This window comes from Novosphingobium sp. PhB55, assembly GCF_004368805.1.
Lineage (GTDB): Bacteria > Pseudomonadota > Alphaproteobacteria > Sphingomonadales > Sphingomonadaceae > Novosphingobium.
Window position 1 is genome coordinate 134,757 of sequence record NZ_SODQ01000006.1, and the last position, 25,594, is coordinate 160,350.

The 25,594-nt window shown below is 65.7% G+C and carries 24 protein-coding genes; 11 read left to right on the plus strand and 13 right to left on the minus strand.

The genetic code is table 11. The annotated features are described in order from the left end of the window. Nucleotides 1-6: 6 nt before the first annotated feature. The 4 genes from EDF57_RS15940 to EDF57_RS15955 are packed head-to-tail and all read right to left on the minus strand — an operon-like array spanning nt 7 to nt 4,832. On the minus strand, nt 7-1,215 hold the full coding sequence (locus tag EDF57_RS15940) for an ABC transporter permease (RefSeq protein WP_132262076.1): 1,209 nt from the start codon (nt 1,213-1,215) through the stop codon (nt 7-9). Then, the gene (locus EDF57_RS15945) at nt 1,215-2,006 is read right to left on the minus strand and encodes an ABC transporter ATP-binding protein (protein WP_134094995.1); all 792 of its coding nucleotides are present in this window, start codon (nt 2,004-2,006) and stop codon (nt 1,215-1,217) included. The genes EDF57_RS15940 and EDF57_RS15945 overlap by 1 nt, the downstream gene beginning before the upstream one ends. Nucleotides 2,007-2,017: 11 nt before the next feature. Further along, nucleotides 2,018-3,349: an efflux RND transporter periplasmic adaptor subunit gene (locus EDF57_RS15950; protein WP_134094996.1), complete on the minus strand. Its 1,332-nt coding sequence runs from the start codon at nt 3,347-3,349 to the stop codon at nt 2,018-2,020. A gap of 1 nt (nt 3,350) precedes the next feature. Next, nucleotides 3,351-4,832 carry an efflux transporter outer membrane subunit gene (locus EDF57_RS15955; RefSeq protein ID WP_134094997.1) on the minus strand — a complete coding sequence of 494 codons (1,482 nt, stop codon included), beginning with the start codon at nt 4,830-4,832 and terminating at the stop codon, nt 3,351-3,353. 249 nt (nt 4,833-5,081) lie between these two features. On the opposite strand from EDF57_RS15955, the gene EDF57_RS15960 reads away from it, so the two are divergent. The 3 genes from EDF57_RS15960 (at nt 5,082) to EDF57_RS15970 (ending at nt 8,306) form a co-directional block, all read left to right on the plus strand. Continuing rightward, nucleotides 5,082-5,978, plus strand: coding sequence for a LysR family transcriptional regulator (locus EDF57_RS15960; protein ID WP_132262068.1), 897 nt, complete (start codon nt 5,082-5,084; stop codon nt 5,976-5,978). A gap of 195 nt (nt 5,979-6,173) precedes the next feature. Next, nucleotides 6,174-7,271, plus strand: coding sequence for a ThuA domain-containing protein (locus EDF57_RS15965; protein WP_243841094.1), 1,098 nt, complete (start codon nt 6,174-6,176; stop codon nt 7,269-7,271). Nucleotides 7,272-7,442: 171 nt separating this feature from the next. Beyond that, on the plus strand, nt 7,443-8,306 hold the full coding sequence (locus tag EDF57_RS15970; protein ID WP_166675296.1) for an aldose 1-epimerase: 864 nt from the start codon (nt 7,443-7,445) through the stop codon (nt 8,304-8,306). A gap of 34 nt (nt 8,307-8,340) precedes the next feature. Here the strand turns inward: EDF57_RS15970 and hutC are convergent, their stop codons facing one another. Both hutC and EDF57_RS15980 read right to left on the minus strand, forming a co-directional pair. Further along, nucleotides 8,341-9,069, minus strand: a complete 729-nt coding sequence (gene hutC, locus EDF57_RS15975; RefSeq protein ID WP_134095000.1) for a histidine utilization repressor — start codon at nt 9,067-9,069, stop codon at nt 8,341-8,343. Next, nucleotides 9,066-10,448 (minus strand): formimidoylglutamate deiminase, encoded by a 1,383-nt coding sequence (locus EDF57_RS15980; RefSeq protein ID WP_134095001.1) that lies wholly within the window; start codon nt 10,446-10,448, stop codon nt 9,066-9,068. Before EDF57_RS15980 ends, hutC begins: the two co-directional genes overlap by 4 nt. A gap of 86 nt (nt 10,449-10,534) precedes the next feature. Here EDF57_RS15980 and hutI point away from each other — a divergent pair, with 86 nt between their 5' ends. The 4 genes from hutI (at nt 10,535) to hutU (ending at nt 16,002) form a co-directional block, all read left to right on the plus strand. Beyond that, on the plus strand, nt 10,535-11,749 hold the full coding sequence (gene hutI / locus EDF57_RS15985) for an imidazolonepropionase (protein ID WP_134095002.1): 1,215 nt from the start codon (nt 10,535-10,537) through the stop codon (nt 11,747-11,749). A gap of 80 nt (nt 11,750-11,829) precedes the next feature. Further along, nucleotides 11,830-13,371 (plus strand): histidine ammonia-lyase, encoded by a 1,542-nt coding sequence (gene hutH / locus EDF57_RS15990; protein WP_243841124.1) that lies wholly within the window; start codon nt 11,830-11,832, stop codon nt 13,369-13,371. 145 nt (nt 13,372-13,516) lie between these two features. Continuing rightward, complete coding sequence (gene hutG / locus EDF57_RS15995) at nt 13,517-14,323, plus strand: N-formylglutamate deformylase (protein ID WP_134095004.1); 807 nt, start codon at nt 13,517-13,519, stop codon at nt 14,321-14,323. A gap of 14 nt (nt 14,324-14,337) precedes the next feature. Then, nucleotides 14,338-16,002 (plus strand): urocanate hydratase, encoded by a 1,665-nt coding sequence (gene hutU / locus EDF57_RS16000; protein WP_134095005.1) that lies wholly within the window; start codon nt 14,338-14,340, stop codon nt 16,000-16,002. A 25-nt stretch (nt 16,003-16,027) separates the two neighbouring features. Here the strand turns inward: hutU and EDF57_RS16005 are convergent, their stop codons facing one another. Together EDF57_RS16005 and EDF57_RS16010 are read right to left on the minus strand one after the other, a co-directional pair. Beyond that, the gene (locus tag EDF57_RS16005) at nt 16,028-17,083 is read right to left on the minus strand and encodes a patatin-like phospholipase family protein (RefSeq protein ID WP_134095006.1); all 1,056 of its coding nucleotides are present in this window, start codon (nt 17,081-17,083) and stop codon (nt 16,028-16,030) included. Between the two features lie 101 nt (nt 17,084-17,184). Next, nucleotides 17,185-17,934: an SDR family NAD(P)-dependent oxidoreductase gene (locus EDF57_RS16010; protein WP_134095007.1), complete on the minus strand. Its 750-nt coding sequence runs from the start codon at nt 17,932-17,934 to the stop codon at nt 17,185-17,187. 101 nt (nt 17,935-18,035) lie between these two features. On the opposite strand from EDF57_RS16010, the gene EDF57_RS16015 reads away from it, so the two are divergent. Together EDF57_RS16015 and mtgA are read left to right on the plus strand one after the other, a co-directional pair. Beyond that, entirely contained in the window at nt 18,036-18,416 is a 381-nt protein-coding gene (locus EDF57_RS16015) for a helix-turn-helix domain-containing protein (RefSeq protein ID WP_134095008.1), read from the plus strand. A 133-nt stretch (nt 18,417-18,549) separates the two neighbouring features. After that, the gene (mtgA, locus tag EDF57_RS16020) at nt 18,550-19,215 is read left to right on the plus strand and encodes a monofunctional biosynthetic peptidoglycan transglycosylase (protein WP_134095177.1); all 666 of its coding nucleotides are present in this window, start codon (nt 18,550-18,552) and stop codon (nt 19,213-19,215) included. 12 nt (nt 19,216-19,227) lie between these two features. Here the strand turns inward: mtgA and EDF57_RS16025 are convergent, their stop codons facing one another. The 3 genes from EDF57_RS16025 to EDF57_RS26230 all read right to left on the minus strand — a co-directional run bounded on the left by EDF57_RS16025 (nt 19,228) and on the right by EDF57_RS26230 (nt 22,718). Next, nucleotides 19,228-19,638, minus strand: a complete 411-nt coding sequence (locus tag EDF57_RS16025; RefSeq protein ID WP_134095009.1) for a DUF1801 domain-containing protein — start codon at nt 19,636-19,638, stop codon at nt 19,228-19,230. 110 nt (nt 19,639-19,748) lie between these two features. Beyond that, on the minus strand, nt 19,749-22,268 hold the full coding sequence (locus tag EDF57_RS16030) for a TonB-dependent receptor (protein ID WP_134095010.1): 2,520 nt from the start codon (nt 22,266-22,268) through the stop codon (nt 19,749-19,751). 315 nt (nt 22,269-22,583) lie between these two features. Next, complete coding sequence (locus EDF57_RS26230) at nt 22,584-22,718, minus strand: hypothetical protein (protein WP_279388296.1); 135 nt, start codon at nt 22,716-22,718, stop codon at nt 22,584-22,586. Nucleotides 22,719-22,739: 21 nt separating this feature from the next. Here EDF57_RS26230 and EDF57_RS16035 point away from each other — a divergent pair, with 21 nt between their 5' ends. After that, nucleotides 22,740-23,606: a cation diffusion facilitator family transporter gene (locus EDF57_RS16035; RefSeq protein ID WP_243841095.1), complete on the plus strand. Its 867-nt coding sequence runs from the start codon at nt 22,740-22,742 to the stop codon at nt 23,604-23,606. On the opposite strand, the gene EDF57_RS16040 is transcribed toward EDF57_RS16035, so the two are convergent. Further along, nucleotides 23,603-24,460, minus strand: a complete 858-nt coding sequence (locus EDF57_RS16040) for a VOC family protein (protein WP_134095012.1) — start codon at nt 24,458-24,460, stop codon at nt 23,603-23,605. The two genes, EDF57_RS16035 and EDF57_RS16040, sit on opposite strands and share 4 nt — an antisense overlap. A gap of 181 nt (nt 24,461-24,641) precedes the next feature. Between EDF57_RS16040 and EDF57_RS16045 the strand changes: the two genes are divergently transcribed. Then, the gene (locus EDF57_RS16045; RefSeq protein WP_166675297.1) at nt 24,642-25,229 is read left to right on the plus strand and encodes a nuclear transport factor 2 family protein; all 588 of its coding nucleotides are present in this window, start codon (nt 24,642-24,644) and stop codon (nt 25,227-25,229) included. Between the two features lie 38 nt (nt 25,230-25,267). On the opposite strand, the gene EDF57_RS16050 is transcribed toward EDF57_RS16045, so the two are convergent. Further along, complete coding sequence (locus tag EDF57_RS16050) at nt 25,268-25,534, minus strand: hypothetical protein (protein ID WP_243841096.1); 267 nt, start codon at nt 25,532-25,534, stop codon at nt 25,268-25,270. Between the last annotated feature and the right edge of the window lie 60 nt (nt 25,535-25,594).

Here is a 25,594-nt window from a genome sequence, read left to right on the forward strand (position 1 = left end):
CTCTCCTTATTCGTGACGAAGTGCGTCGATCGGGTTGAGGCTGGCCGCGCGCTGCGCCGGGAAATAGCCGAAGACCACGCCGATCACCGCCGAAACCGCGAAGGCGCCCAGGTTGACGACCGGATCGAATATCCAGGGCAGGCCCATCAGGGGCGTGGCCACGCCAACCACGAGCTGTGCCAGCAGCAGACCGATGACCCCGCCGAGGCAGGAGAGCACCACCGCCTCCACGAGGAACTGCAGCAGCACCTCGTTGGCCACCGCGCCGATCGCGAGGCGAATGCCGATTTCGCGCGTGCGCTCGGTCACCGAGACCAGCATGATGTTCATGATGCCGATCCCGCCCACTACCAGGCTGATGGCAGCGACGGCGGCAACGATCTGGGTGAGCATCGTCGTCGTCTGAGTCAGCGTGTCGGAAATCTGCTTGGTGTCGAAGATGTTGAAATCGTCGTCCTTGCCTTCGGTCAGGTGGCGGCGCTCGCGCAGCAGCCTGGTGAGGGTCTGCTGGACCTGCTCGGTGGAATAGTTGTCATCGACGCCGACGAGGATCGTGCGGATGGACGTCGTGCCCAGGAAACGGCGCTGCACCGTCTTGATCGGCATGATGACGATGTCGTCCTGGTCGCCGCCGAAGCCGGCCTGTCCCTTGGTGGTCAGCAGCCCGATCACGTCGCAGGACACGTTGCCGATGCGGAAGCGCTTGCCGATCGGGTCGGCATTCCGAAACAGGTTGGTGCTCACTGTCGAGCCGATGATGCACACCGACTTGCCGGCGGTTTCCTCGTCCTCGTTGAACAGGCGGCCTTCCTGCAAGGGCCAGGGCTGGATCTTGAAATAGTCCGAGGTCGTCCCGTTGATCGTGGTGGACCAGTTCGCGCCCTCGTAGATGGCGGTTCCGCTGGAGGAAGCCTGCGGCGCCACGGCCATGACCCCGCCCACCTGCTGGCGGATGGCCACGATATCCGAAGGGTCGAAATCGCGCGGCGACGGACCGCCGCCACCACGGCCGAAGCCCTGGCCGGGACGCACCTGGAGGATGTTCGTGCCCAGCGCGGCGATCTGCTGCGTCACCGCCGCCGTCGTCGCCTTGCCCAGGGTCACCATCGAGACCACCGCACCCACGCCGATGACGATGCCCAGCATGGTCAGCAGCGAGCGCAACATGTGCCGCCGGATCGAGCGCAGCGCGAGAAGGAAGATCGTGCCCAGCATCAGCCCGGCACGCCATCGGGTGTTGCGGCCGATAGCCCGGCCGCCGATAGCCCAGCCGCCGATAGCCCAGCCGCCGGCGCCCCGTTCCCCTGCTCGATCCGGTCGATCAGGCCGTCCTTGAAGTGGACGATCCGCCGCGCATATTCGGCCATGTCGGGCTCATGGGTGACCATCAGCACGGTGATCCCGGACTCGCGGTTGAGCACCGAAAGGAATTCCATGATCTCCACCGAGCGCTGGCTGTCGAGGTTGCCGGTCGGCTCATCGGCCAGCAGGACCTCGGGATTGGTGACGATGGCGCGCGCGATCGCCACGCGCTGCTGCTGCCCGCCGGAAAGCTCTCCCGGCGTATGCCCCGCCCAGTCGGCAAGCCCCACTTTGTCGAGCGCGGCCATGGCCTCCTTGCGGCGGTCCTGCTTGACATCGCCCCGGTAGAGCAGCGGCAGTTCGACGTTTTCCAGTGCGGAAGTGCGCGCCAGGAGGTTGAAGCCCTGGAACACGAAACCGAGATAGCGGCGCCGCAGCAGGGCGCGCTGGTCCCGGTCAAGGCTCTCAACGTGATGGCCATGGAACAGGAATTCGCCGGTGGTCGATACGTCGAGACAGCCGAGAATGTTCATCATCGTCGACTTGCCCGAACCGGACGGCCCCATGACGGCCACGAAGTCTCCCGCCGCGATGTCGAGGTCGACGCCTTTCAACGCCCGGAACGCGGTGGCCCCGGTGCCGAACACCTTGGTGATCCCGCGCAGCGAGATGATCGGGGTGGCGACGGGAGCGCTGCCGGCCATGTGCCCTGCCCTCAGCTCCCGGTCCCGGCAAGCTCGCCGGTGATGACCGGCATGCCTGGCTTTAGATCGCCCGAAACTACTTCGGTCTGCTGGCCATTGGTGCTGCCGGTGACGATCTCGATCGCCTGCGGCTTGCCCTCGGCCGTCAGCACGTAGATCGTCTGGCGCGTCCCCCGGTCGAGCGTGGCGCTCTTGGCCGCGCGCTGGCCGCGGCGGGGCGGGCGGAACCCGATCGCGTCGGTCACGCCGCCGCCTTTCTTCTTGGCATTGCCCGTCGCCTGCGGGCTATAGGACAGAGCCGCGTTCGGGATCAGCATGACGTCCTTCTTGTCCGAAGTGACGATATCGGCCGTGGCGGTCATGCCCGGGCGCAGCTTGAAATCCGGGTTGGCCACGGAAAGATCGGCCGCATAGGACACCACCTGGCCGCTCGTGCTGGTGGTGGAGCTGCTGGAAGAACTGGAGGAACTGGCCGAAGATGCCGTGAGGTTGGAGGCGATTTCCACCCGGGTGATCTTCGCCGGGAACGTCTGGCCGGGGAAGGCGTCCACGGTGAAATTGGCGCTCTGCCCCTCGGCCACGGTGCCGACGTCGGCCTCGTCGATCGCCACTTCCAGCTTCATCTCGCTGAGGTCCTCGGCGATCACGAACAGGGTCGGCGTGTTGAACGAGGAGGCCACGGTCTGGCCGGGATCGACCTGCCGTGCCAGCACCACGCCCGATACCGGCGAGATGATCCGCGCCCGCGCCCGCTGCGTCTGGTTCTGCGCCAGCGAGGCCTCGGCCGCCACTACATTGGCCTGCGCCGTCTTCACCGCTGCGGCAGCGCGCTGCATGTCGGCGCGTCCGGCCTGAAGCTCGGTCTTCGACGGCACCTTCCCGCCGGACAGGCGCGAGACTTCCTCAAGCCGCGCCAGCTGGGCCTGCGATTCCACCAGCGTCGCCTTGGCCTGGTCCACTTGCGCGCGATTGGCGTTCAACTGGGCCTGGCCCTGGCGGATCTGGTCCTCGATCTGCTCGGGGTCGATCTCGGCCAGCACTTGCCCGGCCTTCACCCGGTCATTGACGTCCACCAGCACTTTCACGACGAGGCCGGAAAGCTGCGAGCCCACGGTCACTTGCGTGGTGGGCGCCAGCTTGCCGGTGGCCGAGACGCTGGTGACGAGACGGCCCTTCTCGGCCTTGGTGGTGGCGTAGTTCTGTTTCTCGGTCGTCCCGAAGCAGCGCACCAGCAGGAGCGAGAACAGGACGAGCACCACCAGGCCAGTCCAGAACACCCATTTGCGGCGCCATACCGGCTTCTTTTCCGCACCCAGGAATTCGTCGATTTTTTCGTCGGCCATCTCAGTTGGTTCCCCGGGGCTCGGTTGCCAGCACGGTGTAGTCGGATGTCGGATCCCAGCCGCCGCCGAGCGCATCGTAAAGCGCGATCAGGGCGGTCGCCCGGTCGGAATGCGCCTGCACCAACCCGTTGCGGGCGGAGTTCAGCGCGCTTTCCTGCGTGTTGAGCGTGGTAAAGTCGGTCAGTCCGCTGCGATACTGGGCACGGGCCAGCAGGGCGGAATTGGTCGAGGCATCGAGCGCGATGGCGAATTGCCGCTCTCGCTCCTCGGCCGATCTCAGGGCGACCACGGCGTTCTCGATATCCTCCAGCGCCGTCAGCACCGAAGAGCGGTAGGCGGCAAAGGCACCGTCCGCCGCCGCCCGGCTGGAGCGGACTTGTGCGTTCAACCGGCCGGCGTTGAAGATCGCCTGGCTGATGCCGCCGAACAGGCCGCCGGTGATCGTGTCGAACAAATTGCTGAAACTCGACGCATTGGTGTCGAGACTGCCGCTGATGTTGAGCTGGGGCAGCAGCTGCGCCTTGGCGACGCCGATCTGGGCGGTGGTGGCGGCAAGCTGGCGCTCCGCCGAACGAACGTCGGGCCGCTGGCGCAGGACGTTGGCGGGAATGCCGGCGCCGACCTGGCCGGGGCCCTTGGGGATCGGCTGGACGGTCTGCAGCAGCGGCTTCACCGCCCCCGGCGCCTGCCCGGTCAGCACCGAGATGCGCGAGACGGCAGCGTTATACTGCTGCTCGATCTGCGGAATGCCCGCCGCGGTCTGCGCGCGGCTGGCGCGGGCCTGTTCCTGGTCGAGCGAGGACACCAGTCCGGCCATGACGCGCCAGCCGGCGATCTGCAGATTGTCGTCCTGAATGGCAAGGCTGGCCCGCGAATTGGCAAGCTGGGCCTGATAGGCACGCGCCAGCACATAGTTGCGCGCCACTTCGCTCTCCACCGTCAGCAGAGTGGCGGCATAGTCGAACCCGGAGGCTTCGAACTGGGCCTTGCTGGCTTCCACCGCCCGGCGATTGCCGCCGAACAGGTCGAGCTGATAGCTGGCATCCAGTCCGAGCGAGAAACTGGAACTACCCCCGCCGCCGGTCTGCGTGACCGTGCCGTCCGGCAGGGTGATGACGGTGCCGCCGCCGCGCAGCGCCTCGGTCCGGCTGACACCGGCCGATCCGCTCGCTGATGGAAACAGCGCGGCCCGGCTCACCACCAGCGATTCCCGCGCCTGGCGCAGGCGCGCCACAGCTTGTTCGAGATCGAGATTGGCGGCGGCCGCCTGCTCCACCAGTTGCGTCAGGATGGGATCGTCGAAGTTGCGCCACCAGCGCGTCAGGTCTTCGGCCTGCGGGGGCGCCGTCACGGACCATTGGTCCGGCACGCCAAGTTCCGGCGCGCCACGGACCTTGTAATCGGGACCGACCGCGCAAGAGGCAAGCAGGCTTGCCGCGAGCGGGACGATTAGGAAACGATCGAATCCAGCTCGCAAAATCATCGGGCTCCAGGTGATCCCTCGACCAGGGCGAAGATGATCTGTTTCGGGAACAAAGGTCAAGAAGAAGCTTCGGCAATTACAAAGTCTTGTCATCGCCCGCGGTTCCCGACTATCGCCACTGGCGCCGCAGCTCGACCGTCGTTCCGACGGGACGCGGCTTTCCGACGGAATTTCATCGGCTGTCGCCATCCCCGGCGCCCGTGCGTTATCCGTCGCCAAGCGCATGACAGTCATGATAAGCGCTCATCAATGCAACGCGAACACCTCGCCGATCTCACCGCTTTCATCGCCGTCGCCGACGAAGGCAGCTTCACGCGCGCCGCCGCCAAGCTCGGGTCCTCGCAATCGGCCTTGAGCCATACGATCCGCCGCCTGGAATCGCGACTGGGCGTGCGCCTGCTGTCTCGCACGACCCGCGCGGTATCCCCCACCGAAGCGGGCGAGCGGCTGCTCGGCACCCTGCGCCCCGCCATGGACGAGATCGCGATGGGGCTGGCCACGGTGAGCGAGCTGCGCGACAAGCCGGCCGGCACCGTCCGCCTGACAGCCTCGGAACACGCGGCCAATTCGGTGATCTGGCCGGCGCTAAGGGGATTCCTGCCGCTCTATCCCGACATCAACGTGGAACTGAATATCGACGCAGGCTTCGTGGACATCGTCGCCGAGCGCTTCGATGCCGGTGTACGGCTGGGCGAATCCATCGCGCGCGACATGATCGCCGTCCGCATCGGCCCGCACGCGCGGCTGGTTCCGGTCGCCTCCCCGGACTATGTCGCACGGCACGGCATCCCCGAAACGCCGCACGACCTCGCCGGCCATCAATGCATCAACTTGCGCTTCCGCTCGCGCGGCAATCTCTATGCCTGGGAGTTCGAGAAGGACGGGCGCGAATTGACCGTTCGCGTCGACGGCCAGCTGACCTTCGACAGCATGGCGATGATCCTGCGCGCTGCGCTCGACGGAGCGGGGATTGCCATGATGATGGACACTTACGCCAGGCCGCACATCGAATCCGGGCACCTCGTGCCGCTGCTGGACGAATGGTGCCAGCCCTTCTCCGGTTACCACCTCTATTACCCCAGCCGCCGCCAGCCTTCGGCGGCGTTCCGGCTGGTGGTGGACGCCTTGCGCTATCGCGGAGAATAGGGGCGGAAACGGATCTATCGGTCTCTTCCTGGCACTTGCCAAATCATGGCCCTGCTTTAGGCAGGATGGACCAGACCGGGAGAGCTGGAAACCATGATGAGACGGACCCTGAAAGCCTGCGCTGCGCTGGCCGCTTCCTTTTTTGCTGCGTCGATATTTACAGTCTCGACAATGGCAGGGCCTGCCCCAGCCACGATGGCTGGCACCGCCGTGCTCGATTGTCCGCTGCGCGATGCCCCGTTCTCCGCGGATTCCCCGCTGATAGACCTGCTGCTCAGCCCGGAGGCCAAAGCCATCGTCTCGCGTGACATGGGTGCCGCGCTGGACCGTGCCCCGCCGCGTTTCATGGGCACCCAGACGCCCAGCTTCGCCGCCATTCTCACTTTGCGCAAGGCCGCCGGGTTCTTCGGAATGCCCGCCGATGCGGTGGACCGCGCCGACGGCGAATTGCGCAAGCTGGCGGTCACCGACGCCGATCGCAGGGCCCGCTGCGCGCGCTACGACGACGACCGTCTGGAGATTCCCGCCGCCAGGAAATCCGCAGGCGGCAAATCCGCAGAAGGTAAATCTGCAGCCGGGGCACCGCGCCTGCTGATCTTCGAAAAGATCAACGGCTTCAAGGATACCCCCGGCGTGGAAGCCGCGCATGCCCTCTTCGTTGACCTCGCGCGGGAGAACGGCTGGAGCGTGACTTCCACCGAAAAGGGCGGGGCCATCCGCGCCGAGACCCTGCGCAATTTCGACGCGGTGATCTGGAACAACGTCAGCGGCGACGTGCTCACCCTCACCCAGCGCAAAGCCCTGCAGGCCTATCTCGAAAATGGCGGCGGTTTCCTGGCCGTTCATGGCTCAGCGGGGGATCCGGCCTATTTCTGGGACTGGTACGCCGATACCCTGATCGGCGCGCGTTTCGCCGGCCATCCGATGTCGCCCCAGTTCCAGGACGCGAAAGTCCGGCTGGAAACGCCTTCCTCGCCGCTCGCAAAGGGGCTTCCCGCGCAATGGACGATGAACGACGAGTGGTATTCGTTCACCACCAATCCGCGCAAAACCGGCGCCAAGGTCCTGGCCACTCTGGACGAAAGTACTTACGCGCCCCAGGGCGTGGGCGGGCAGGACCTGCGCATGGGCGACCACCCGATCGCCTGGAGCAAGTGCCTGGGCAAAGGCCGGATGTTCTACTCAGCGATCGGGCACCGGCCGGAAACGTACCGTACCCCGGAATACCGCACGATGGTGAAGAACGCCCTGGCCTGGGTTTCGCAGCGGAAGGCGTGTGTAGCGGGAGAATGATCGCTGCCGATCATGGCAGGGTCTTGCCACGTCCCCTTTGTTAGCGCTACCTCCACCCCGCCGAAAACCCGCCGCGCGATCTTGCAGGCAGATCGGGCCTGTAAGTTCAGACCTGGACGTTCAGGCCCGAAACACAAGGTAGGCGCGTCCCATGGGAGTGGACCGGAAGCGATGATCATCCTCGAAGCGCAAGGCTATCGACTCGAACTGGCACCGGAACGCGGCGGCGCCGTGCTGCGGCTGGACTGGCATGGCGAACCCCTGATGCGCCCCGCCTGCGGCAGCACGATCTTCGATGTCGGGAGCTTTCCGCTGGTCCCCTTCTCCAACCGCATCGCCAAAGGCCGATTCAACACCGGCGCGCGCAAAGGCACGATTGCGCCGAACTTCCCGGGGTCCGACCACCCGCATCCGCTGCACGGCTTCGGTTGGCTCACGGCCTGGTCGGTGATCGAACAAGACGACAACCACGCCTTGCTGGAGCACACTTACCCCGGCGGCGAGTGGCCCTGGCCCTACCGCGCGCGGCAAACCTTCGAACTCGGTGCGCAAGGGCTGACCAACAGGCTCAGCATCACCAACCTGGGCGATGCGCCGATGCCGGCGGGGCTGGGCTTCCACCCCTATTTCCCCCGCGACGCCGAAACCGTCTATCGCGGACTGCATCGCGGAGAATGGTACAACACGCCTGACTGCCTGCCGAGTTCGCTTGACGAGCATGAGGAAGCGATCGACTGGTGGCAGGGCGAACCCGTGGACACCCGCGCCGTCGACACCGCCTATACCGGCCGCGAGGGCATGCTCGAAATCGACTGGCCGGCACGCGGCCTCGGCCTGACGATCGCGCCTTCCGAGGAATTGACGACGACGGTGGTCTTCACGCCCGAGGGTCAGGACTACTTCTGCGTGGAGCCCGTCAGCCACGCTACCGACGCCATCAACCGCGCCCCGGAAACACTGGCCTGGCTCGAACCCGGCCAGACCGCCACCGTCAGAATAACCCTTTCCGCCCGAACCCTGCCCCCTGCCGCATAAGCCTGTCGGGCCACGGCAAGGTCAGAGTGCCGCGTCAGGTGTCGCGGCGCGCGCCGGGTCCGAAATGGGCGGTCAGTTCGTAAGCCCCGGCGACGAACAGCTGCCGCACATAAGTGATCGGCTCGGAGCCGCGCCACGTCTTGCGCTCCACGCAAAGACACGGCGCGCCGGATTCGACCGCCAGCAGGCGCGCCTCCGTCGCACCGGCACCCGTCGCGGTGATGCGGGCGTCGGCCTCCGTCCAGGGCACATGCTCCAGGAGCCAGGTTCCGGGCGAGGAACCCGTGAAGTCGGCGTCGAGGATCTCCGGCACGGCGGTCAGATTCACGAAGCGATGCTCCAGCGCAAAAGGCGCCCCGTCCGCAAAGTGAATGCCCTCCAGTTCCAGCAGCGGCACGGAACCATCGACCTTCCATTCCATCGGGGCCTGCGCCCGGCCCGTTGCCACGTGCATTTCGCGCCGCAGCGCCAGATCGAAGCGATAGGCCTGGCCGCGCTCGGCCACTTGCGCGCCGAGGTCGGGAATATCCATGGCCATGGAATGCACGCGCGGGCGGGCGACGAAAGTGCCGGCCTTCTTGCGGCGGTCCACCAGGCCAGCCGTGGCCAGCGCGGAAAGCGCCTTGTTCACCGTCATGCGCGCGCAGTCGTAATGCGCCATAAGCGCCTGCTCGGTCGGCAGCCGTTCGCCAGGCGCCAGCGCACCCGCGAGAATCCGCGTCTCGAAATCCTGGCGGATGCGTTCGTGGAGCGGTCTATTCACCCGATCAGCCTGCCCAACCTGTCCCTGTAACGCCGGACGACCTCTTGTCGCGCGCGGTGCCGGCCACCGCTTACCACCTGCGCGCCGAAGCGCCACACGCAATCCACGGCCCCGCGCCCGGCCGCGAAGACCAACCCGTCCAGCAGCCGATCCGCGCCGCGCGCCGTGAGCGAGGGGTGGTCGAGGTCCAGCGACAGGGCATCGAACGGCAAGCCGATGGAAAGCCCGCCCTTTACCCCCAGCGCCCGCGCGCCGCCGCGGAGCGCCTGGCCCCAGAGCGCCTCGCCCGTGGAGGGCATGGCGGGGCTGGAGAGGATATTGCGCCCGCGATGATGCAGCCGCTGGCCATATTCGAAAAGGCGCAGTTCCTCGGTCGCATCGATCATCACGTTCGAGTCGCTGCCGGCGCCCCAGCATCCGCCCTCGGCAAGGAATTCTCGCGCCGGAAAGAGGCCGTCACCCAGATTGGCCTCGGTCACCGGGCAGAGCCCCGCCACGGCGCCGCTGCGGGCCATCCGCCGCGTTTCCTCCGGGGTCATGTGCGTGGCGTGGACGAGGCACCAGCGATGGTCCACCGCGGCATTGTCCAGAAGCCAGGCGACCGGACGGCTCCCGCTCCAGGCAAGGCAGTCCTCCACTTCGCGGACCTGCTCGGCAATGTGGATGTGAATGGGGAGGCCGCCTGCCATGCTTTCAAGCGCGCCAAGCTGCTGCGGCGACACGGCGCGCAGGCTGTGCGGAGCAAGGCCGACCACCGGCTCATCCAGTCCCTTGACCGCCGATCGGGCGCCTTCCAGCAGGCGCGCGAAGCCATCGAGGTCGTGGAGGAAACGCCGCTGTCCTTCGCTCGGAGCCTGCCCGCCGAAGCCGGAATGGGCGTAGAAAACCGGCAGCAAGGTCAACCCGATGCCGGTTTCCGCCGAAGCGCGGGCAATGGCGGCGCTCATTTCCGCCGGATCGTCGTAAGCCCTGCCGTCCGGGGTATGATGGAGGTAGTGAAACTCGCCCACCCGCGCGAAGCCGCTCTCCAGCATCTCCACGTAGGCCATGGCGGCTACGGCCTGGAGGTCGTCCGGGTCCATGCGGTCGAGGAAGCGGTACATCACGTCCCGCCAGGTCCAGAAGCTGTCGTCGGTCGCCCCGCGGCGTTCGGCCAGACCGGCCATGCCGCGCTGGAAGGCATGGCTATGCAGGTTGCCCAGCGCCGGGAGCACGCAGCCATGGCGCTCGTCGCCCGCGCGCACCGCCGTATCGCGCTCGATGGCGGCGATCCGCCCGCCCCGGAGTATGAATCGCACGTCGCTGGCCCAGCCCTGCTCCAGCAAGGCAAAGTCGGCAAATATCGCGGAGGACGTGGCTTCGGGCGAAATGGCGGACATCGCTTTCAGGGCTCCTTCGCTATTTTGTCTATACATTAAAAACGACCGATGCAATAACCGGGGCAAGCAACAAGGATCGACTCGTCATGCGCTGCGACAGGCTCTGGAAACACGCCCGTTTGGCCACGATGGCCAGTGCCGGGTCGGCCCGGGAGCCGCTGGGCATTGTCGAGCAGGGCGTGATCGCGGCGCAGGACGGCGTGATCTTGTACGCCGGTCCCGAGGCCGATGCTCCCGCATTCGATGCCGCCGAAGTGATCGATTGCGAAGGCCGCTGGATCTCGCCCGGACTGATCGACTGCCACACCCACCTCATTTTCGGCGGCGATCGCTCGCGTGAGTTCGAACTGCGGCTGGAAGGCGCTTCCTACGAGGAGATCGCGCGGGCCGGCGGCGGGATCGTCTCCACCATGAAGGCCACCCGCGCGGCCGGCGAGGACGAACTGGTCGCTGCCGCCCTTCCCCGTCTCGACGCCCTGCTGGCCGAGGGCGTCACGACACTCGAAGTGAAGTCGGGCTATGGCCTCGACCTTGCCAGCGAACTCAAGATGCTGCGCGCCGCCCGCCGCCTCGGCGAGGTTCGGCCCGTGCGGATCGTCACTTCCTTCCTCGGCGCCCATGCGCTTCCCCCGGAATTCGCAGGCGATGCCGACGCCTATATCGATCATCTCTGCACCGTCATGCTCCCCGCCGCCGCGCAGGCCGGCCTTGCCGATGCCGTGGACGCCTTCTGCGAGGGGATCGGCTTTTCGCCCGACCAGACCGAGCGCCTGTTCCGCGCCGCCACGGCGCTGGGCCTGCCGGTCAAGCTCCATGCCGAGCAGCTTTCCAACCTTCACGGCGCCGCCCTGGCCGCACGCCACGGGGCGCTTTCGGCAGATCACCTCGAACATCTGGACGAAGCCGGCATCGCCGCGATGGCCGTTTCCGGCACGGTCGCCACCCTGCTGCCCGGCGCCTACTATTTCTGCCGCGAGACAGTGCTGCCCCCGATCGAAGCGCTGCGCCTGGCCCGCGTGCCCATCGCGCTCGCCACGGACTGCAACCCCGGCACATCGCCGCTGACCTCGCTGCTGCTGACGATGAACATGGGCGCCACGCTGTTCCGCCTCACCGTGCCCGAATGCCTGGCGGGCGTGACGCGCAACGCGGCACAGGCGCTCGGCCTCTCTCATCGGCTCGGCACGCTCGAACAGGGCAAGGCTTGCGACCTTGCGATCTGGGACATCGAGGGCCCGGCCGACCTCGTTTACCGCATGGGGTTCAACCCGCTCCATGCACGCATTTGGAGTGGACAATGACCGACAACCTGCTCACGCCGACACCCGTGAGCGACACGCTCACTCCTGGCACCGTGAGCGACACGCTCACACCTGGCACTGTGAGCGACACGCTCACGCCCGGCGAGGTAACCCTGGCCCAGTGGCGCGCGATCTACCGCGGCGCGGATGTGAAGCTCGACCCGGCCTGCGCCCCGCGCGTGGCCGAAAGTGCCGCTGCCGTCGCGCGCATCCTGGCCAGGGGCGAGCCGGTCTACGGCATCAACACCGGTTTCGGTAAGCTCGCCAGCGTCCGCATCGGCGATGAGGACCTCGCCACGCTCCAGCGCAACATCGTGCTCAGCCACGCAGCGGGCACGGGAGAGCCTTCGCCAGTGCCGGTCATCCGGCTGATGATGGCGCTCAAACTCACCAGCCTTGCGCAAGGCGCTTCCGGCGTCCGCCCTGAAACCGTGGCCCTGCTCGAAGCGATGCTGGACAAGGGCCTGACGCCGGTGGTCCCCTCGCAAGGCTCGGTCGGCGCCAGCGGCGACCTGGCACCGCTTTCGCACATGGCCGCAACGATGATCGGCGTGGGCGAGATCGTCCTGGACGGCCAGCGCATGCCTGCCGCCGATGCGCTGGCATGCGCGGGCCTCTCGGCGCTCGAACTCGGCCCGAAGGAAGGCCTCGCCCTCCTCAACGGCACCCAGTTCTCCACCGCCAATGCGCTTGCCGGACTGTTCGAGGCGGAACTGCTGTTCCGCTCCGCCCTGGTGACCGGCGCGCTCTCGACCGAAGCCGCCAAGGGCTCCGACACACCGTTCGACCACCGCATCCACGCCCTGCGCCGCCATCGCGGCCAGATCGAGGTGGCTGACGCCCTGCGCGGGTTGATGGCCGGTTCTGCGATCCGCGCCAGCCACGTCGAGAACGACGCCCGCGTGCAGGATCCTTATTGCCTGCGCTGCCAGCCGCAAGTCATGGGCGCCGCGCTCGACGTGCTGCGCCAGGCCGCGACGACGCTGGAGATCGAGGCGAACGGCGTTTCCGACAATCCCCTGATCTTCGTCGATGCCGATGGGGGCGGCGCCGACGAGGCGCTGTCCGGCGGGAACTTCCACGCCGAGCCGGTGGCTTTCGCTGCCGACATGATCGCGCTCGCCGTCTGCGAGATCGGCTCGATCTCCGAGCGCCGCATCGCCATGCTGGTGGACCCGGCGCTGTCCGGCCTTCCCGCTTTCCTGACGCCGCGTCCCGGCCTCAATTCGGGCTTCATGATCCCGCAAGTGACCGCTGCGGCGCTGGTATCCGAGAACAAGCAGAAGGCCTATCCCGCCTCGGTGGACTCGATCCCGACCTCCGCCAATCAGGAAGACCACGTTTCGATGGCCGCTCACGGCGCGCGCCGCCTGCTGTCGATGGTCGAGAACGCCACTGCCGTCATCGGCATCGAACTGCTCGCCGCTGCGCAGGGGATCGAATTCCACGCGCCGCTGGCCTCCAGCACCTGGCTCGATGCCGCGCGCGCCGCGCTGCGGGCCGAAGTTCCCGCACTGGACGACGACCGCCATTTCCACCCCGACATGGAAGCGGCCAACCTGCTGGTCCGCTCGGGCGCGCTGGCCGATACGGCTGCGGACCTGCTTCCGGGTATCGCATGAGGGCGGCCACTCTCCCTCACTTTCGTCATTGCGAGGAGACGAAGCCGACGTGGCAATCCAGAGCGGCGCAGAACCGCCCTGGATTGCTTCGCTACGCTCGCAATGACGAAGTGATGGGTAACGGCCGATACTTGGAGCAACGCACATGAGCCCAAGCTTCACTCTCCATCGCGGCGAAGCACCGCTCATCGTCGCCTTCCCCCATGTCGGCACTGCCCTGGCCGATGTCGCGCCTGCGTTCCGCTCCGAATGGCTCGCCCGGCGCGATGCGGACTGGTGTGTGGACGAACTCTACGCCTTCGCGCGCGACATGGGCGCAACGACGATTGCCGGGCGCGTCTCGCGCAGCGTGATCGACCTCAACCGCAATCCTTCGGGCGCCTCGCTCTATCCGGGGCAGGCGACGACGGAACTCTGCCCGACGACGACTTTCGACGGCGAACCGCTCTACCAAGGCGACGCGCCGGATACGGCCGAGATCGCCCGCCGCCGCGCGCTCTGGTTCGATCCGTACCACGCCGCCCTCGCCGCCGAGATCGAACGACTGCGCGTCATTCACGGCAAAGTCGTAGTCTACGACGCCCACTCGATCCGCAGCCATGTGCCGCGCCTGTTCGACGGGGAATTGCCGCAGTTCAACGTCGGCACCAACCTCGGCCAGACGTGCGATCCGGCGCTTTCCGCCGCCATCGTCGAGGTTTGCGCCAGAAGTGGCCTCGGCCACGTCCTCGACGGCCGCTTCCGGGGCGGCTGGACCACGCGCCACTACGGCCACCCGGAAAACGGCGTCCACGCGATCCAGATGGAACTCGCCATTCGCGGCTACATGGACGAGCCTGAAGCGCCGGACGAAGCCAACTGGCCCGTCCCCTTCTCGGCCGCGCGCGCCGCCGCCCTCACCCCGATCCTGCAAGACATGCTGAAGGCCGCAATCGCCTTCGCGCAATCCTGACCTGAGGAAACACAATGACCCGCCTCGATAACAGCCGCGTCATCAAGCCCGCGACCGGCACCGAACTTTCCGCGAAATCGTGGCTCACGGAAGCCCCGCTGCGCATGCTGATGAACAACCTTCACCCCGACGTGGCCGAGCGGCCCGAGGAACTGGTGGTCTACGGCGGCATCGGCCGCGCTGCGCGCGATTGGGAAAGCTACGACAAGATCGTCGAGACCCTGCGCCGCCTGAATGAAGACGAGACGCTGCTGGTCCAGTCCGGCAAGCCGGTGGGCGTATTCCGCACCCATGCCGATGCGCCGCGTGTGCTGATCGCCAATTCCAACCTCGTGCCGGAATGGGCGAACTGGGAGCATTTCAACGAACTCGATAAGCGCGGCCTTGCCATGTACGGCCAGATGACCGCCGGTTCATGGATCTACATCGGCACGCAGGGCATCGTTCAGGGCACTTACGAAACGTTCGTGGAGATGGGCCGCCAGCACTACGATGGCGACCTTTCGGGCAAGTGGCTGCTGACGGCAGGTCTTGGCGGCATGGGCGGCGCGCAGCCGCTGGCGGCGGTGATGGCGGGCGCATCGTGCCTTGCCATCGAGTGCCAGCCCAGCCGCATCGAAATGCGCCTGCGCACCGGCTACCTCGACGTTGCCGCCAGCACGATCGAAGAAGCCATGGCGATCATCGACAAGGCCATTGCCGAGAAAAAGCCGGTCTCGGTCGGCCTGCTCGGCAACGCGGCGGAACTGCTGCCGGAGATGTTCGCGCGCGGCATTCGTCCGGACCTGCTGACCGACCAGACTTCCGCCCACGATCCCGTCAACGGCTACCTCCCGGCTGGCTGGACCGTCGCCGAATGGATCGAGAAGCGCGAGCGGGAACCGGAGGCGGTCGCCAAGGCGGCCAAGGCCTCGATGGCGGTCCACGTCCAGGCCATGCTGGACTTCCAGGCGGCGGGCGTGCCCACCACCGACTACGGCAACAACATCCGCCAGATGGCGAAGAACGAAGGCGTCGCAAACGCGTTCGACTTCCCCGGCTTCGTGCCCGCCTATATCCGCCCGCTGTTCTGCCGCGGCGTTGGGCCATTCCGCTGGGCCGCGCTCTCCGGCGATCCCGAGGATATCTACAAGACCGACGCCAAAGTGAAGGAACTGCTGCCCGACCACGCGCACCTGCACAACTGGCTCGACATGGCGCGCGAGAAGATCCAGTTCCAGGGCCTGCCCGCACGCATCTGCTGGGTCGGCCTGGGTGACCGCCACCGGCTTGGCCTCGCCTTCAACGAGATGGTGGCGAAGGGCGAACTGAAGGCACCGGTCGTGATCGGCCGCGACCACCTCGACAGCGGCTCGGTAGCCTCTCCCAACCGCGAGACCGAGGCCATGCGCGACGGATCTGACGCGGTTTCGGACTGGCCGCTGCTCAATGCCCTGCTCAACACCGCCAGCGGCGCGACCTGGGTTTCGCTGCACCACGGCGGCGGCGTCGGCATGGGCTATTCGCAGCATTCGGGCATGGTGATCGTCGCCGATGGCACCGAAGCGGCAGCCAGGCGGCTGGAGCGCGTGCTGTGGAACGACCCGGCGACGGGCGTGATGCGTCATGCCGATGCCGGCTATGAGATCGCGCTGGATTGTGCGCGGGAGAAGGGGTTGGACCTGCCGGGTATTCTCTGACGATCCGATCGAGAGACCTCGAGCCCTAACCCGGTCCGAACCGGCTCGCCAGGTCGACAGTGCTCTCCTGGCCGAGGCTCTCGATCGAAACCTCGCACCAGCGCTTCGCCGCCGCCTCTCCCACGTCGCGCAAGGTCAGCAGGATCTGTCGCACCGGCAGGAGTTTGCTTTGCGCAGGCATGGCGGAAAGCGCAGCCTCGTCGTGGATCTCGTGGAAACGCAGCCGGTCGACCCGGGCGATCAGTCCGTCCGTTTCGCGGTGCCGCCCGATCGACGATTGCAGCAGGAACAGACCCTGCATTTCCTTGCGCATCGACTGGTTGAAGCCGATCTCGGTGATCCGGTCCGCAATACCGGCAGCATTGCGCGGCGTTTCGCTCCGCAACTGCGGATTGACCGTGATGAGCAGCAGATCGTCGTTCGGACTTTCCAGCACCAGGGGCACGAGCGGGGGATTGGCGCTGTAGCCGCCGTCCCAATAGTCCTTCCCGTCGATCGTGACCGGCGGAAAATAAAGCGGCAGACAGGCCGAGGCGAGCAAGGCGTCGGCCGTCAGGTCATGCTTGCGGAAGATGCGCACCGCGCCGCTCTGCGCATTGGTGGCCGAGATGAACAGCGGCGGCGCATCCTCGCTGGCGATGGCGGCGAAATCGACGTGATCCTCGATGACCTTGCGCAGGATTTCCTGCATGTCCCGGCCCATTTCCGGCGACGCATGCGCCATGCCGAGATCGCCGAACACGGTGCTCCACCATGAACTCATCGCGCGCGTGGCTTCCGGGAAGGCCTCGATCATCGGAATCAAGGGCCCGGCCTCGCGCCCCGAACGGTTCAACGCCTTCCAGAACGAGCGCAGGCGTTCCCGCGCCCCTTCCCGGCCGCCGACCACCAGGCCCGAGACGAGGACCGCCGCATTCATGGCCCCCGCGCTGGCACCGCTGAGCGCGCCGATCGAGATTCGGGGATCCTGCAGCAAACCGTCCAGCACGCCCCAGGTGAAGGCGCCATGCGCGCCTCCGCCCTGAAGCGCGAGGTCCAGCCTGTGGGGTGAATTGTCCTTGCGGGCCATGTCACTGCTCACTCATGCTGCAATGCAACATCAAAAGCCATAGCAGTCGCGCCGCGCCCTGACCAGCGGCGGTGCTCCGCCCGAGACCTTCAGGGCCCCGGGCGGAGCGACGGTCAGTGCGGCGCCGCGTTCAGCGCGGCGAATGTCTGCGCATAGCGCCCTTCGGCTTCGGCATTGCGCAGGAAACCGAGGCGTTCGACGCCAATCAGCTCCGGCGTCGGCTGCTGCGCGATGAGCCCCATGACCTCGTCGATGAACGCGTCCAGCGGCATGTAGCCTTCGCGAGTCGATTGGCCTGGCGTCAATTCGGTCTGCACGGCCGGGGGCGCCAGCTCGATCACCTCGACCGAACCCTTCAGGGCAAAGCGCAGCGAATCGGTCCACGAATGGATCGCCGCCTTGGTGGCCGAGTAGACCGCCGCGCCGACCAGCGGAACGAAAGCGAGACCAGAGCTGACATTGACGATCGCCGCGCCCTCCTGCTCGCGCAAATGCGCCACCAGGGCATCGGTCATGCGGATCGGGCCAAGCAGGTTGGTCACCACGCAAGCTTCCGCGCGCGCAAGGTCGCGGGGCACGGAAATGTCTTCCAGCGGCATGACCCCGGCATTGTTGACAAGCACGTTGAGTGCCGGAAACCGCGCGAGAATGTCCTTCGCGAAAGCCGCGATCGCGCCCGCATCGGTAACGTCGAGCGCCATGGGATGAATGCCCGGTCGCCCCTTCGCGGTCTCTTCCAGGCTGGCGAGCGTCCGCCCGGTGACAATCACCTGGTTGCCGGCATCGTGCCACCGCTGCGCCAGTTCGCGCCCGATGCCGGTGCCGCCGCCTGTCAGAAGGATAATGTTGCCGCTGGTCTTCATGGGAACGCTCCTGTGAGAAAGATTGCGAAGCGGAATGTAGATCTATACTCTCTTTTGGAAAGTAGGCACCTGAAAGTGCTGTAGCCACCCAAGGGTAAGAAATGGAAAATCCGCCGATCACCAGCTATTCGACCGTGCCGGGCGTCGATGCACTCGTCAATGAGCTGATCGGCCGCGTGGCAGACAAGTGGACGCTCCTGGTGCTGGAAGCGCTGGAAGAAAACGGCGAAACCCGCTTCAGCGCCCTCGCCCGCGCCGTACCGGGCATCAGCCAGAAGATGCTCACGCAGACACTGCGGCAAATGGAGCGGGACGGTTTCGTCCATCGCACGGTTCATCCCGTCATCCCTCCTCACGTCGATTACCGGCTGACCCCGCTGGGTCACGGCCTGGGAGAGGCGTTCTGCAGCGTCTGGCTCTGGGCCGAAGCCAATCTGCAAACGGTGGCCGACGCCCGCGCCGATTTCGACGCGCGCGACTGATTCCCGGTCACGATCCGCATCTCGACGGGGGAACCCGAACGCAGGCACCTTTTCCGCCGCGCGCGATATCGCTAGGCATGGCGCCGGACGGCGGCATTCCCGCGCGCCGGTCATATGGGGCTCCCTTCCTTTGCTGCGCATCCTTGCCAAGATCGTGTTCTGGTTCGTTGCGATCAGCGTGGGGCTGACCGTGCTCTACCGCTTCGTTCCGCCGCCCGTGACGGTGACGATGCTGGTGGACGGCAACGGCATCACCAAGGACTGGCAGCCGCTCAGCCGGATCGACCGCAACATGGTCGCCGGCGCCATCGCCGCCGAGGATGGCAAGTTCTGCACGCACAACGGCTTCGATACCAACGCCATCGAAAAGGCCTTCGAGCGCAATGCCGCCGGCGGCCGCCTGCGCGGCGGATCGACGATCAGCCAGCAGACGGCCAAGAACGTCTTCCTCTGGCAGGGCGATGGCTGGACGCGCTATCTGCGCAAGGGTCTGGAAGTCTGGTTCACGTTCCTGATCGAGAACCTGTGGGACAAGCGGCGGATCATGGAGATCTATCTCAACGTCGCGGAAACCGGCATCGGCACTTACGGCGTGGAAGCCGGGGCACAGCGCTACTGGGGCAAGTCCGCCTCGAACCTCACGACCACGGAGGCCGGCCGCATGGCGGCCGCCCTGCCCAGCCCCAAGACCCGCAGCGTGAAGAGCCCCTCCGGCTTCACCCGGCGCTATGGCAACACCATCGCCGCCCGCATCGGCACGGTGAAGACCCAGGGCCTCGATGCCTGCGTCTACGACTGAGGCACCTCGCCCCTAGCGGGGTGTCTTCGACCGCGCAGGCTTCTTCGCCAGATTGAGCGCTATGGCGCTGCGGACCAGCGCCGTCAGCGCAGGCTCGTCTACCGTGTCGCCCTCATGGAAATCGATGGCCCGGCGCTGGTTGCCGTCGAGGCTGGCATTGAAGAGCCCCGCCGGATCGTCGAGCGCGGCGCCCTTGGCGAACGTCATCTTCACCGCCGCCTTGTAGGTCTCCCCGGTGCAGATCATGCCGCCGCAATACCAGACCGGCACCCCCCGCCATTTCCAGTCCTCGGCAACACCGGCATCGGCCGCCAGGACAACCTCGCGCAGCCGAGCCAACAGAGCCCCCCGCCAATCGCCCAGCTCCGCGATGCGGGCATCGATCTGCTGCGACGCGGATTGCTCCGCCTTTTCCTCGCTCATGTATCCTCTCCGTGAAGCGAGCGAAGAATACCATCGCGTGTCGAGCGGACAAAAGAAAAGGGAGGAAGCTGACGCTTCCTCCCTTCCTTGTTCCGAAATCGGAAGCGGTCTTAGAAGCCGAAGCTGACCGAACCGATGAACGTGCGCGGGGTGCCGATGAAGGCGTTCGGCACGTTGGTCTGCGAGGTACCTGCACCGTCGAAACCACCGACATAAAGCTTGTCGAACAGGTTGACGACGTTGAGCTGCAGGAAGGTGCGATCGCCCAGACCGATGAAGTCCAGCTTCACCTTCGCGTCGAGGTCGACGAGGGTGTAGGCCGGGGTCTTCTTGGCATAGACCTGCGCGCCGCTGATCACGATCGGCAGGTTCTGGTCGTTCACGTAGCGCGGACCGGTACGCTTCACCTGCACGCCCAGCTCGACCGGACCGAGGTTACCTTGGGCGCGAGTACCCAGCGTGTAGACAGGTGCACCGGCTTCGCGCTTGCCCTTGGTGGCTGCAAAAATCGGATCGCCAGCAGCGGTCACACCGGTTTCGACGTTCTCCTTGATCTTCGACTTCAGGTACGAACCGAAGACGTAGAGCGAGAATTCGGGGATCGGCTGCACGGCGAAGCTGCCGTCGACGCCGTACTTGTCCACGCGACCGAGGTTACGGTAGATCGTCACGTCGAGGTCACGGTCATAAGCCGAAGCCAGACGGTTGGTGTAACGGGTATACCAGCCGGTGACCGAGGCCTGGATGATGCCCGAGCTATAACGGACGCCAAGGTCGAAGTTATCGGTAGATTCCGGCTTCGGGTTGGCCGCATCCTCATCACGTGCATACCAGAACGACTGGTAAAGGTTGTCGGTGCCGGGGACTTGCACGCCCTTCGAGTAGTTGAAGAACACGCTCGCATGGTCAGTCGCATCGAATACCACACCTGCGGTCGGCAGGACCCGGTTGTAGTTGAGAGTGCGCTGCTGCGGCAACTTGTAGGTGGGGTTCGCCCCAGCATATACAGCCTGGTCGGCAGTGTTCGTCGTGAAGCAATCCACGAAGCCACCGGCGCTGGTCGCAAGGCAGTTGTTGGTCAGGTTGCGCTTGAAGAACGGCGCACGAACACCGAGGTTCAGGTGAACGCGGTCGTTCATGTAGTCGCCCGAGTATTCACCCGAGACCTGATGCAGGATGGCGTAGGACAGGCGATCGCGCTTCTGCAGGATGTTACCATCCGCATCGGCCAAAGCGTTGTCCGAGAACACGTCCGAACCAAAACCGTTCGACTTCAGCAGGCTGGTTTCACCGGTCTGGCGGTGACGGCCGCGGTCATACGAATAGGCGACACGGACGCGGTTGAAGTCGTTGATGTCATAGCGCAGCGACGCAATGACACCAATACGCCAGGTTTCCGTGTTGCTCGGCGCCAGGATGCGGACCTGATCGCGCGTATCGCCGTCACCGTTGAGATCGACGCCGTTAAAGTAAGGCGCGCCGCCGATATAGCCGGAGATCGGCGTGGTGATACCGGTTGCCGCGTTCGTGTAGCCCCCTTCGCGAGCAACCACCGTGCCGCCACCGTTAGCCTTGGTGTACTGAATGCTCGGATCGACGTTCAGCGTCAGCTTGTCGCTGAGCGTGAAACGCGAGTTAATACGGATGTTACCCGTGTCCGAGGGGTTGAAACGATAGTCGTAGAGCGAACCGCAGCTGCTGGCGGAATCCGCTACACCCGTCACACCAGCCGGAATCTGGCAGTCGGCGATCTTGTAGAAGCGCTCGTCCTTGGTCAGCGGGAAGCGGTTGCTCGAATCCGGGCCGACAACTCGGGTCGGGTCGACACGCAGCGGGGTCGAACCGAAGAAGTTGTTGCGGTTGCGGTTCCAGTGGCCCGCGACCGAGATGAAGTCGCCGTTGTCGCCCAGCGGCTGGTAGATCTTGGCGTTGAACTGGGTCTTGTCGATCTGGCCGATGCCGCCGTAAACGGTGTTGTTGACCGCCTTCGATGCCGAGAAGAACGCCTTGGTGCCGCTCGAGTTCAGCACGCCGGTATCGATTTCGCCGAACATGCGGAAGAAGCCGAAGTCACCGGCCGAACCCAGGAAGCGCACACCGAAATCGTCGAACGGGTTGCGCGTACGAATGTTGACGGTCGACCCCGAAGCAGCGGCGGTTGGCGAGTCGACGTCGGTGGTGCCGAGGTTGACGTTGACCTGCTCGATGATTTCCGGATCGATCTGCTGGTTCGAATAGAGCGCGTAGCCGCCCGTGTCGTTCAGCGGGATACCGTCGACGGTTTGCGAGATACGCGAATCGTCGAAGCCGCGAATGGTCAGCGTACCGCCCGACGAACCGAAGGCGTCGTTGTTCTGGAAGCTGACACCCGGCATCAGGTTGATGGTGTCGTTGATCGTCTGACCCGGAACCTGGGTCTGGATGATGTCCTGCGTCAGGACCTGCTTGGCCTTCGAGGTGTTGGGCAGCTTGACGCCGGCGACGCCGTTCTGGGTCTGGCCAGTAACGACAATGGTGCCTTCTTCGAAGTCTACCGAACCGGTCGACTGTGCGAAAGCGGGAACGGCGAGGAACGCTGCGCCGACGGCGAGCGAGCTGGTCGCGGTGGAGAGAATGGATTGAAACTTCATCTTAGCCCCCTGGAAACCTTCAGAGTGTTTTCGCCAAATGCGGAAGAGTTGCCCTGCCGCAAAATTTGCTGCGGCTGCTAAGAGCAGCGCAATATGACAATCTTCTGACGCACGGGATTCATTTCCGATCTTTGTTGCGCAATTTTCTGACTCAAATTGCGTTCGATTGCAGAGATCGCCTATTTTTCCTGAGAATTCCGGGTTTTATGCGCCAATATGACAATCTTTGGTGCGGCATAAATGTCACGCGGCGCGGCATCCATGTTCGGCGCCCCAATTGCGTTTCGGCATGTGATGATACGTCATAGCTTGCTGTTAAGGTCCGGCGCATGCGATGAAATTGTCATGGGCGTCGCACATCAGCATCATCACGATCAGGCCGATAAGGGGCATGGTCATGGCCATTCGCATGGTCACGGACATGCACACGGTCACGGGCATCATCACCATGGTCCGCCCGCTCCTGGCGACGTGGGCAAGGCATTCGCAGTTGCGGTAGGACTGAACGTCGCCTTCGTCATTGCCGAGGGCGCGGCGGGCTTCTTCAGTGGCTCGATGGCGCTTCTGGCGGATGCCGGACACAACCTTTCCGACGTGCTTTCGCTGCTCCTCGCCTGGGCCGCCAGCGTGCTCGCAGCGCGTCCTCCCTCGGAGCGCTTCACTTACGGCCTCAAGAGTTCCTCGATCCTCGCCGCGATCGCCAATGCCGCTTTGCTATGGGTGGCGATCGGGGCGATCCTGGTGGAGACGATCCGGCGCTTCACGGAACCGGCGCCGGTGGCCGGAACCACCATGATCGTCGTCGCGGCCCTCGGCATCGCGGTGAACGCGCTGTCGGCGCTGCTCTTCGCCAAGGGGAGCAAGTCCGACCTCAACCTGCGCGCGGCCTTCGTGCATCTCATGGCCGACGCGGCGGTGTCGGCCGGGGTGGTGATCGCGGGCATCGTCATCATGTTCACGGGCTGGCAAGTGGTCGATCCGATCGCCTCGCTGGTGATCACCGCCGTCATCGCCTGGTCCAGTTGGGGCCTGCTGCGCGAATCGCTGCGCATGGGCATGATGGGCGTGCCCGAGAGCATCGACATCGCCGCCGTCCGCCAGTTCCTGGCGGCGCTGCCGGGCGTCACCCGCGTGCACGACCTTCACATCTGGCCGATGAGCACCACCGAAACGGCGCTCACCGCCCATCTCGTCATGCCCGGCGCCGAACGCGGCGACGCCTTCCTTCACACCCTGGCCCACGACCTCGAGCACCGCTTCGGCATCGGCCACCCGACCGTGCAGATCGAAACGGATGCCGAATCGCCCTGCGCCCTGGAGAGCGAAACCGTCGTCTAGGCCTCGGTGAACTCGTGCCGGGCGCCCAGGAAGTCGTCCGGCTCGATTGCCAGGCCTGCCGGCACGCAATGGGCCTGGCCCACGCGGAATTTCAGCTTCCCGGCGAAGTGCGCCTGGGCCTGCGCGAGATCGTCCACCTTCCAGACGAGCGCATAAATGCCGTTCTGCGCCTTCGCGAGAAAAGCCCCGAATGCCCCGGCCTCGGGTTCTTCAGGCTCCAGGAACGCCACTTGCGTATCGCCCAGCCGCAAGAGCACGCGGCGCGCCCTTTGCGGCGATACGATGCGCTCGTCACTGAGGACTTCGCCGTCAACCACTTCGGTAAAGAACCGCAGAGCTCCGGCCATGTCGCGCGTGACGCAGGCGATATGATCGAGGCCCGTGACCCGGCAGGGGTGCCCGGCTCCGAGCCTGGGGTCCCAGTTGCCCCGCTCCCACGGATCGTTGGGCATCGGCAGCTCGCAGACTTCCAGCAGGACGCCGCCGGTCGATTCGGGCCGGACGAAGAAGAACACCCCATAGTCGCTGGCGACCGTGCAGCCCGCCTCGCGGAAGGCCGCGCTGGCCGTCTTGCCATCCGCCACCTTGATCTCGAACGAGTGAAAGCCCTGGCCGATCCGCGCGGCCTGGCGTGCAAAAGGCTTCGTCAGGTCCTCCGGATGGCGGGCCGCCATCGGCTCGACCATATGATCGGTCACATAGAGCAGCGCCGCATCGCGATCTTCCGCGGGGAAGAAGTTCTCGGCGAAAACCAGCCCGCCCAGCGCATCCTGATAGAGCGCGCGGCTGCGATGAATATCGGTGGTGGCGTGGATAGTGTGGATGATCCGCGAAACGGCGATAGGTCCGCCCATGTGCTCTCCCCTGCCCGGCGTCGATCCGACTGCCCATCGGGCCGCAGCGTGGGCAAGGCGCGCCGAACTGCCAAGCATGAGCGCGACAATCGGGTACAATATCGTGATTGCGGCATCGCAGCCTGCCGCTAGGACTTTGCACCAGCCACTGCTCCACCCGCGACATGGGGACACGATCGACATGACCCGCAAACCCTCTACCCGCCTCCTGCTCTCCCTGGCCCTCGGCTGGGCCTTCGTCCCGGGACTGGCCCAGGCCGACACCAGGAGCGATATCGAGGCTCGCTACGAGCAGCTTCGCGCCGCGATGGACAGCCGCGAGGCAGACCGCATCAAGCCCCTGCTCGCCGGCGATTTCGTCCGCACGGACCTGGGCGAGAACAAGATGAGCGCGGACGAACTGATCGCAGGGCTCGCGAAAATCCCCGTCGATCCGGATCGCACGTCGAAGACGACCATCCAGTCGGTGACCGTCAACGGCAAGACCGTTGAGGTCGTCCAGCAGCAAGTCGCCAGCGACAAGCGCCAGGGGCGCGACGGAGAAATGCATACGTTCGGCACCACGTCGCTCTCACGCGACACCTGGGTGCAGAGCGACAAGGGCTGGCTGCTCAAGGCCACGGACGCCCAATCGACGACGATTACCCGCGACGGCGTTGCCTTGCGCACGATCAAGAAGGGCGATCCGGTTCCGCAAGGTCGGCGCGGACGGATGGGTCCGGGCGCCCGCGGTACGATGGGGCCGCCGCGTCCCGTGGGCGAGGACTGAGCCTAAGGTCCGCCTTTCGGCCCCGGTCCTTCCGAGCCTCACTCGTCGTGATGCATCGGCAGGTGAGAAAGATGGCGCGCCATCCTGGTTTCCAGCAAGAGGGCCAGGTCGGGATCCATGAAGGCATAGTCGTCGGGAATGTCGAGGCAGATCATGCGTTGCCGGTTGAGGCGGCGCCGGAAGGTCTGCTGCACTTTACGCCGATGAACCTTTTCCATGACCACGATCACATCGGCCCAACGGACGAGTTCCCTTGCAACTTGTTGCGGCTGCAGACGAAGAGGTATCGCGTCATCGCCCCACACCGGAGCATGGTCAGACCTGACCGGCACGTTCCGGGCAACGAAAAGGCCCGCCCGGGAGAA

Bases quoted from the DNA above. Each gene is read 5' to 3' on its own strand.
- EDF57_RS15940 (WP_132262076.1), bottom strand. From the start codon at position 1,215: ATGCTGGGCACGATCTTCCTTCTCGCGCTGCGCTCGATCCGGCGGCAC.
- EDF57_RS15945 (WP_134094995.1), bottom strand. From the start codon at position 2,006: ATGGCCGGCAGCGCTCCCGTCGCCACCCCGATCATCTCGCTGCGCGGG.
- EDF57_RS15950 (WP_134094996.1), bottom strand. From the start codon at position 3,349: ATGGCCGACGAAAAAATCGACGAATTCCTGGGTGCGGAAAAGAAGCCG.
- EDF57_RS15955 (WP_134094997.1), bottom strand. From the start codon at position 4,832: ATGATTTTGCGAGCTGGATTCGATCGTTTCCTAATCGTCCCGCTCGCG.
- EDF57_RS15960 (WP_132262068.1), top strand. From the start codon at position 5,082: ATGCAACGCGAACACCTCGCCGATCTCACCGCTTTCATCGCCGTCGCC.
- EDF57_RS15965 (WP_243841094.1), top strand. From the start codon at position 6,174: ATGGCTGGCACCGCCGTGCTCGATTGTCCGCTGCGCGATGCCCCGTTC.
- EDF57_RS15970 (WP_166675296.1), top strand. From the start codon at position 7,443: ATGATCATCCTCGAAGCGCAAGGCTATCGACTCGAACTGGCACCGGAA.
- EDF57_RS15980 (WP_134095001.1), bottom strand. From the start codon at position 10,448: ATGTCCGCCATTTCGCCCGAAGCCACGTCCTCCGCGATATTTGCCGAC.
- hutI (WP_134095002.1), top strand. From the start codon at position 10,535: ATGCGCTGCGACAGGCTCTGGAAACACGCCCGTTTGGCCACGATGGCC.
- hutG (WP_134095004.1), top strand. From the start codon at position 13,517: ATGAGCCCAAGCTTCACTCTCCATCGCGGCGAAGCACCGCTCATCGTC.
- hutU (WP_134095005.1), top strand. From the start codon at position 14,338: ATGACCCGCCTCGATAACAGCCGCGTCATCAAGCCCGCGACCGGCACC.
- EDF57_RS16010 (WP_134095007.1), bottom strand. From the start codon at position 17,934: ATGAAGACCAGCGGCAACATTATCCTTCTGACAGGCGGCGGCACCGGC.
- EDF57_RS16015 (WP_134095008.1), top strand. From the start codon at position 18,036: ATGGAAAATCCGCCGATCACCAGCTATTCGACCGTGCCGGGCGTCGAT.
- EDF57_RS16025 (WP_134095009.1), bottom strand. From the start codon at position 19,638: ATGAGCGAGGAAAAGGCGGAGCAATCCGCGTCGCAGCAGATCGATGCC.
- EDF57_RS16030 (WP_134095010.1), bottom strand. From the start codon at position 22,268: ATGAAGTTTCAATCCATTCTCTCCACCGCGACCAGCTCGCTCGCCGTC.
- EDF57_RS26230 (WP_279388296.1), bottom strand. From the start codon at position 22,718: ATGGTGATGATGCCCGTGACCGTGTGCATGTCCGTGACCATGCGAATG.
- EDF57_RS16040 (WP_134095012.1), bottom strand. From the start codon at position 24,460: ATGGGCGGACCTATCGCCGTTTCGCGGATCATCCACACTATCCACGCC.
- EDF57_RS16045 (WP_166675297.1), top strand. From the start codon at position 24,642: ATGACCCGCAAACCCTCTACCCGCCTCCTGCTCTCCCTGGCCCTCGGC.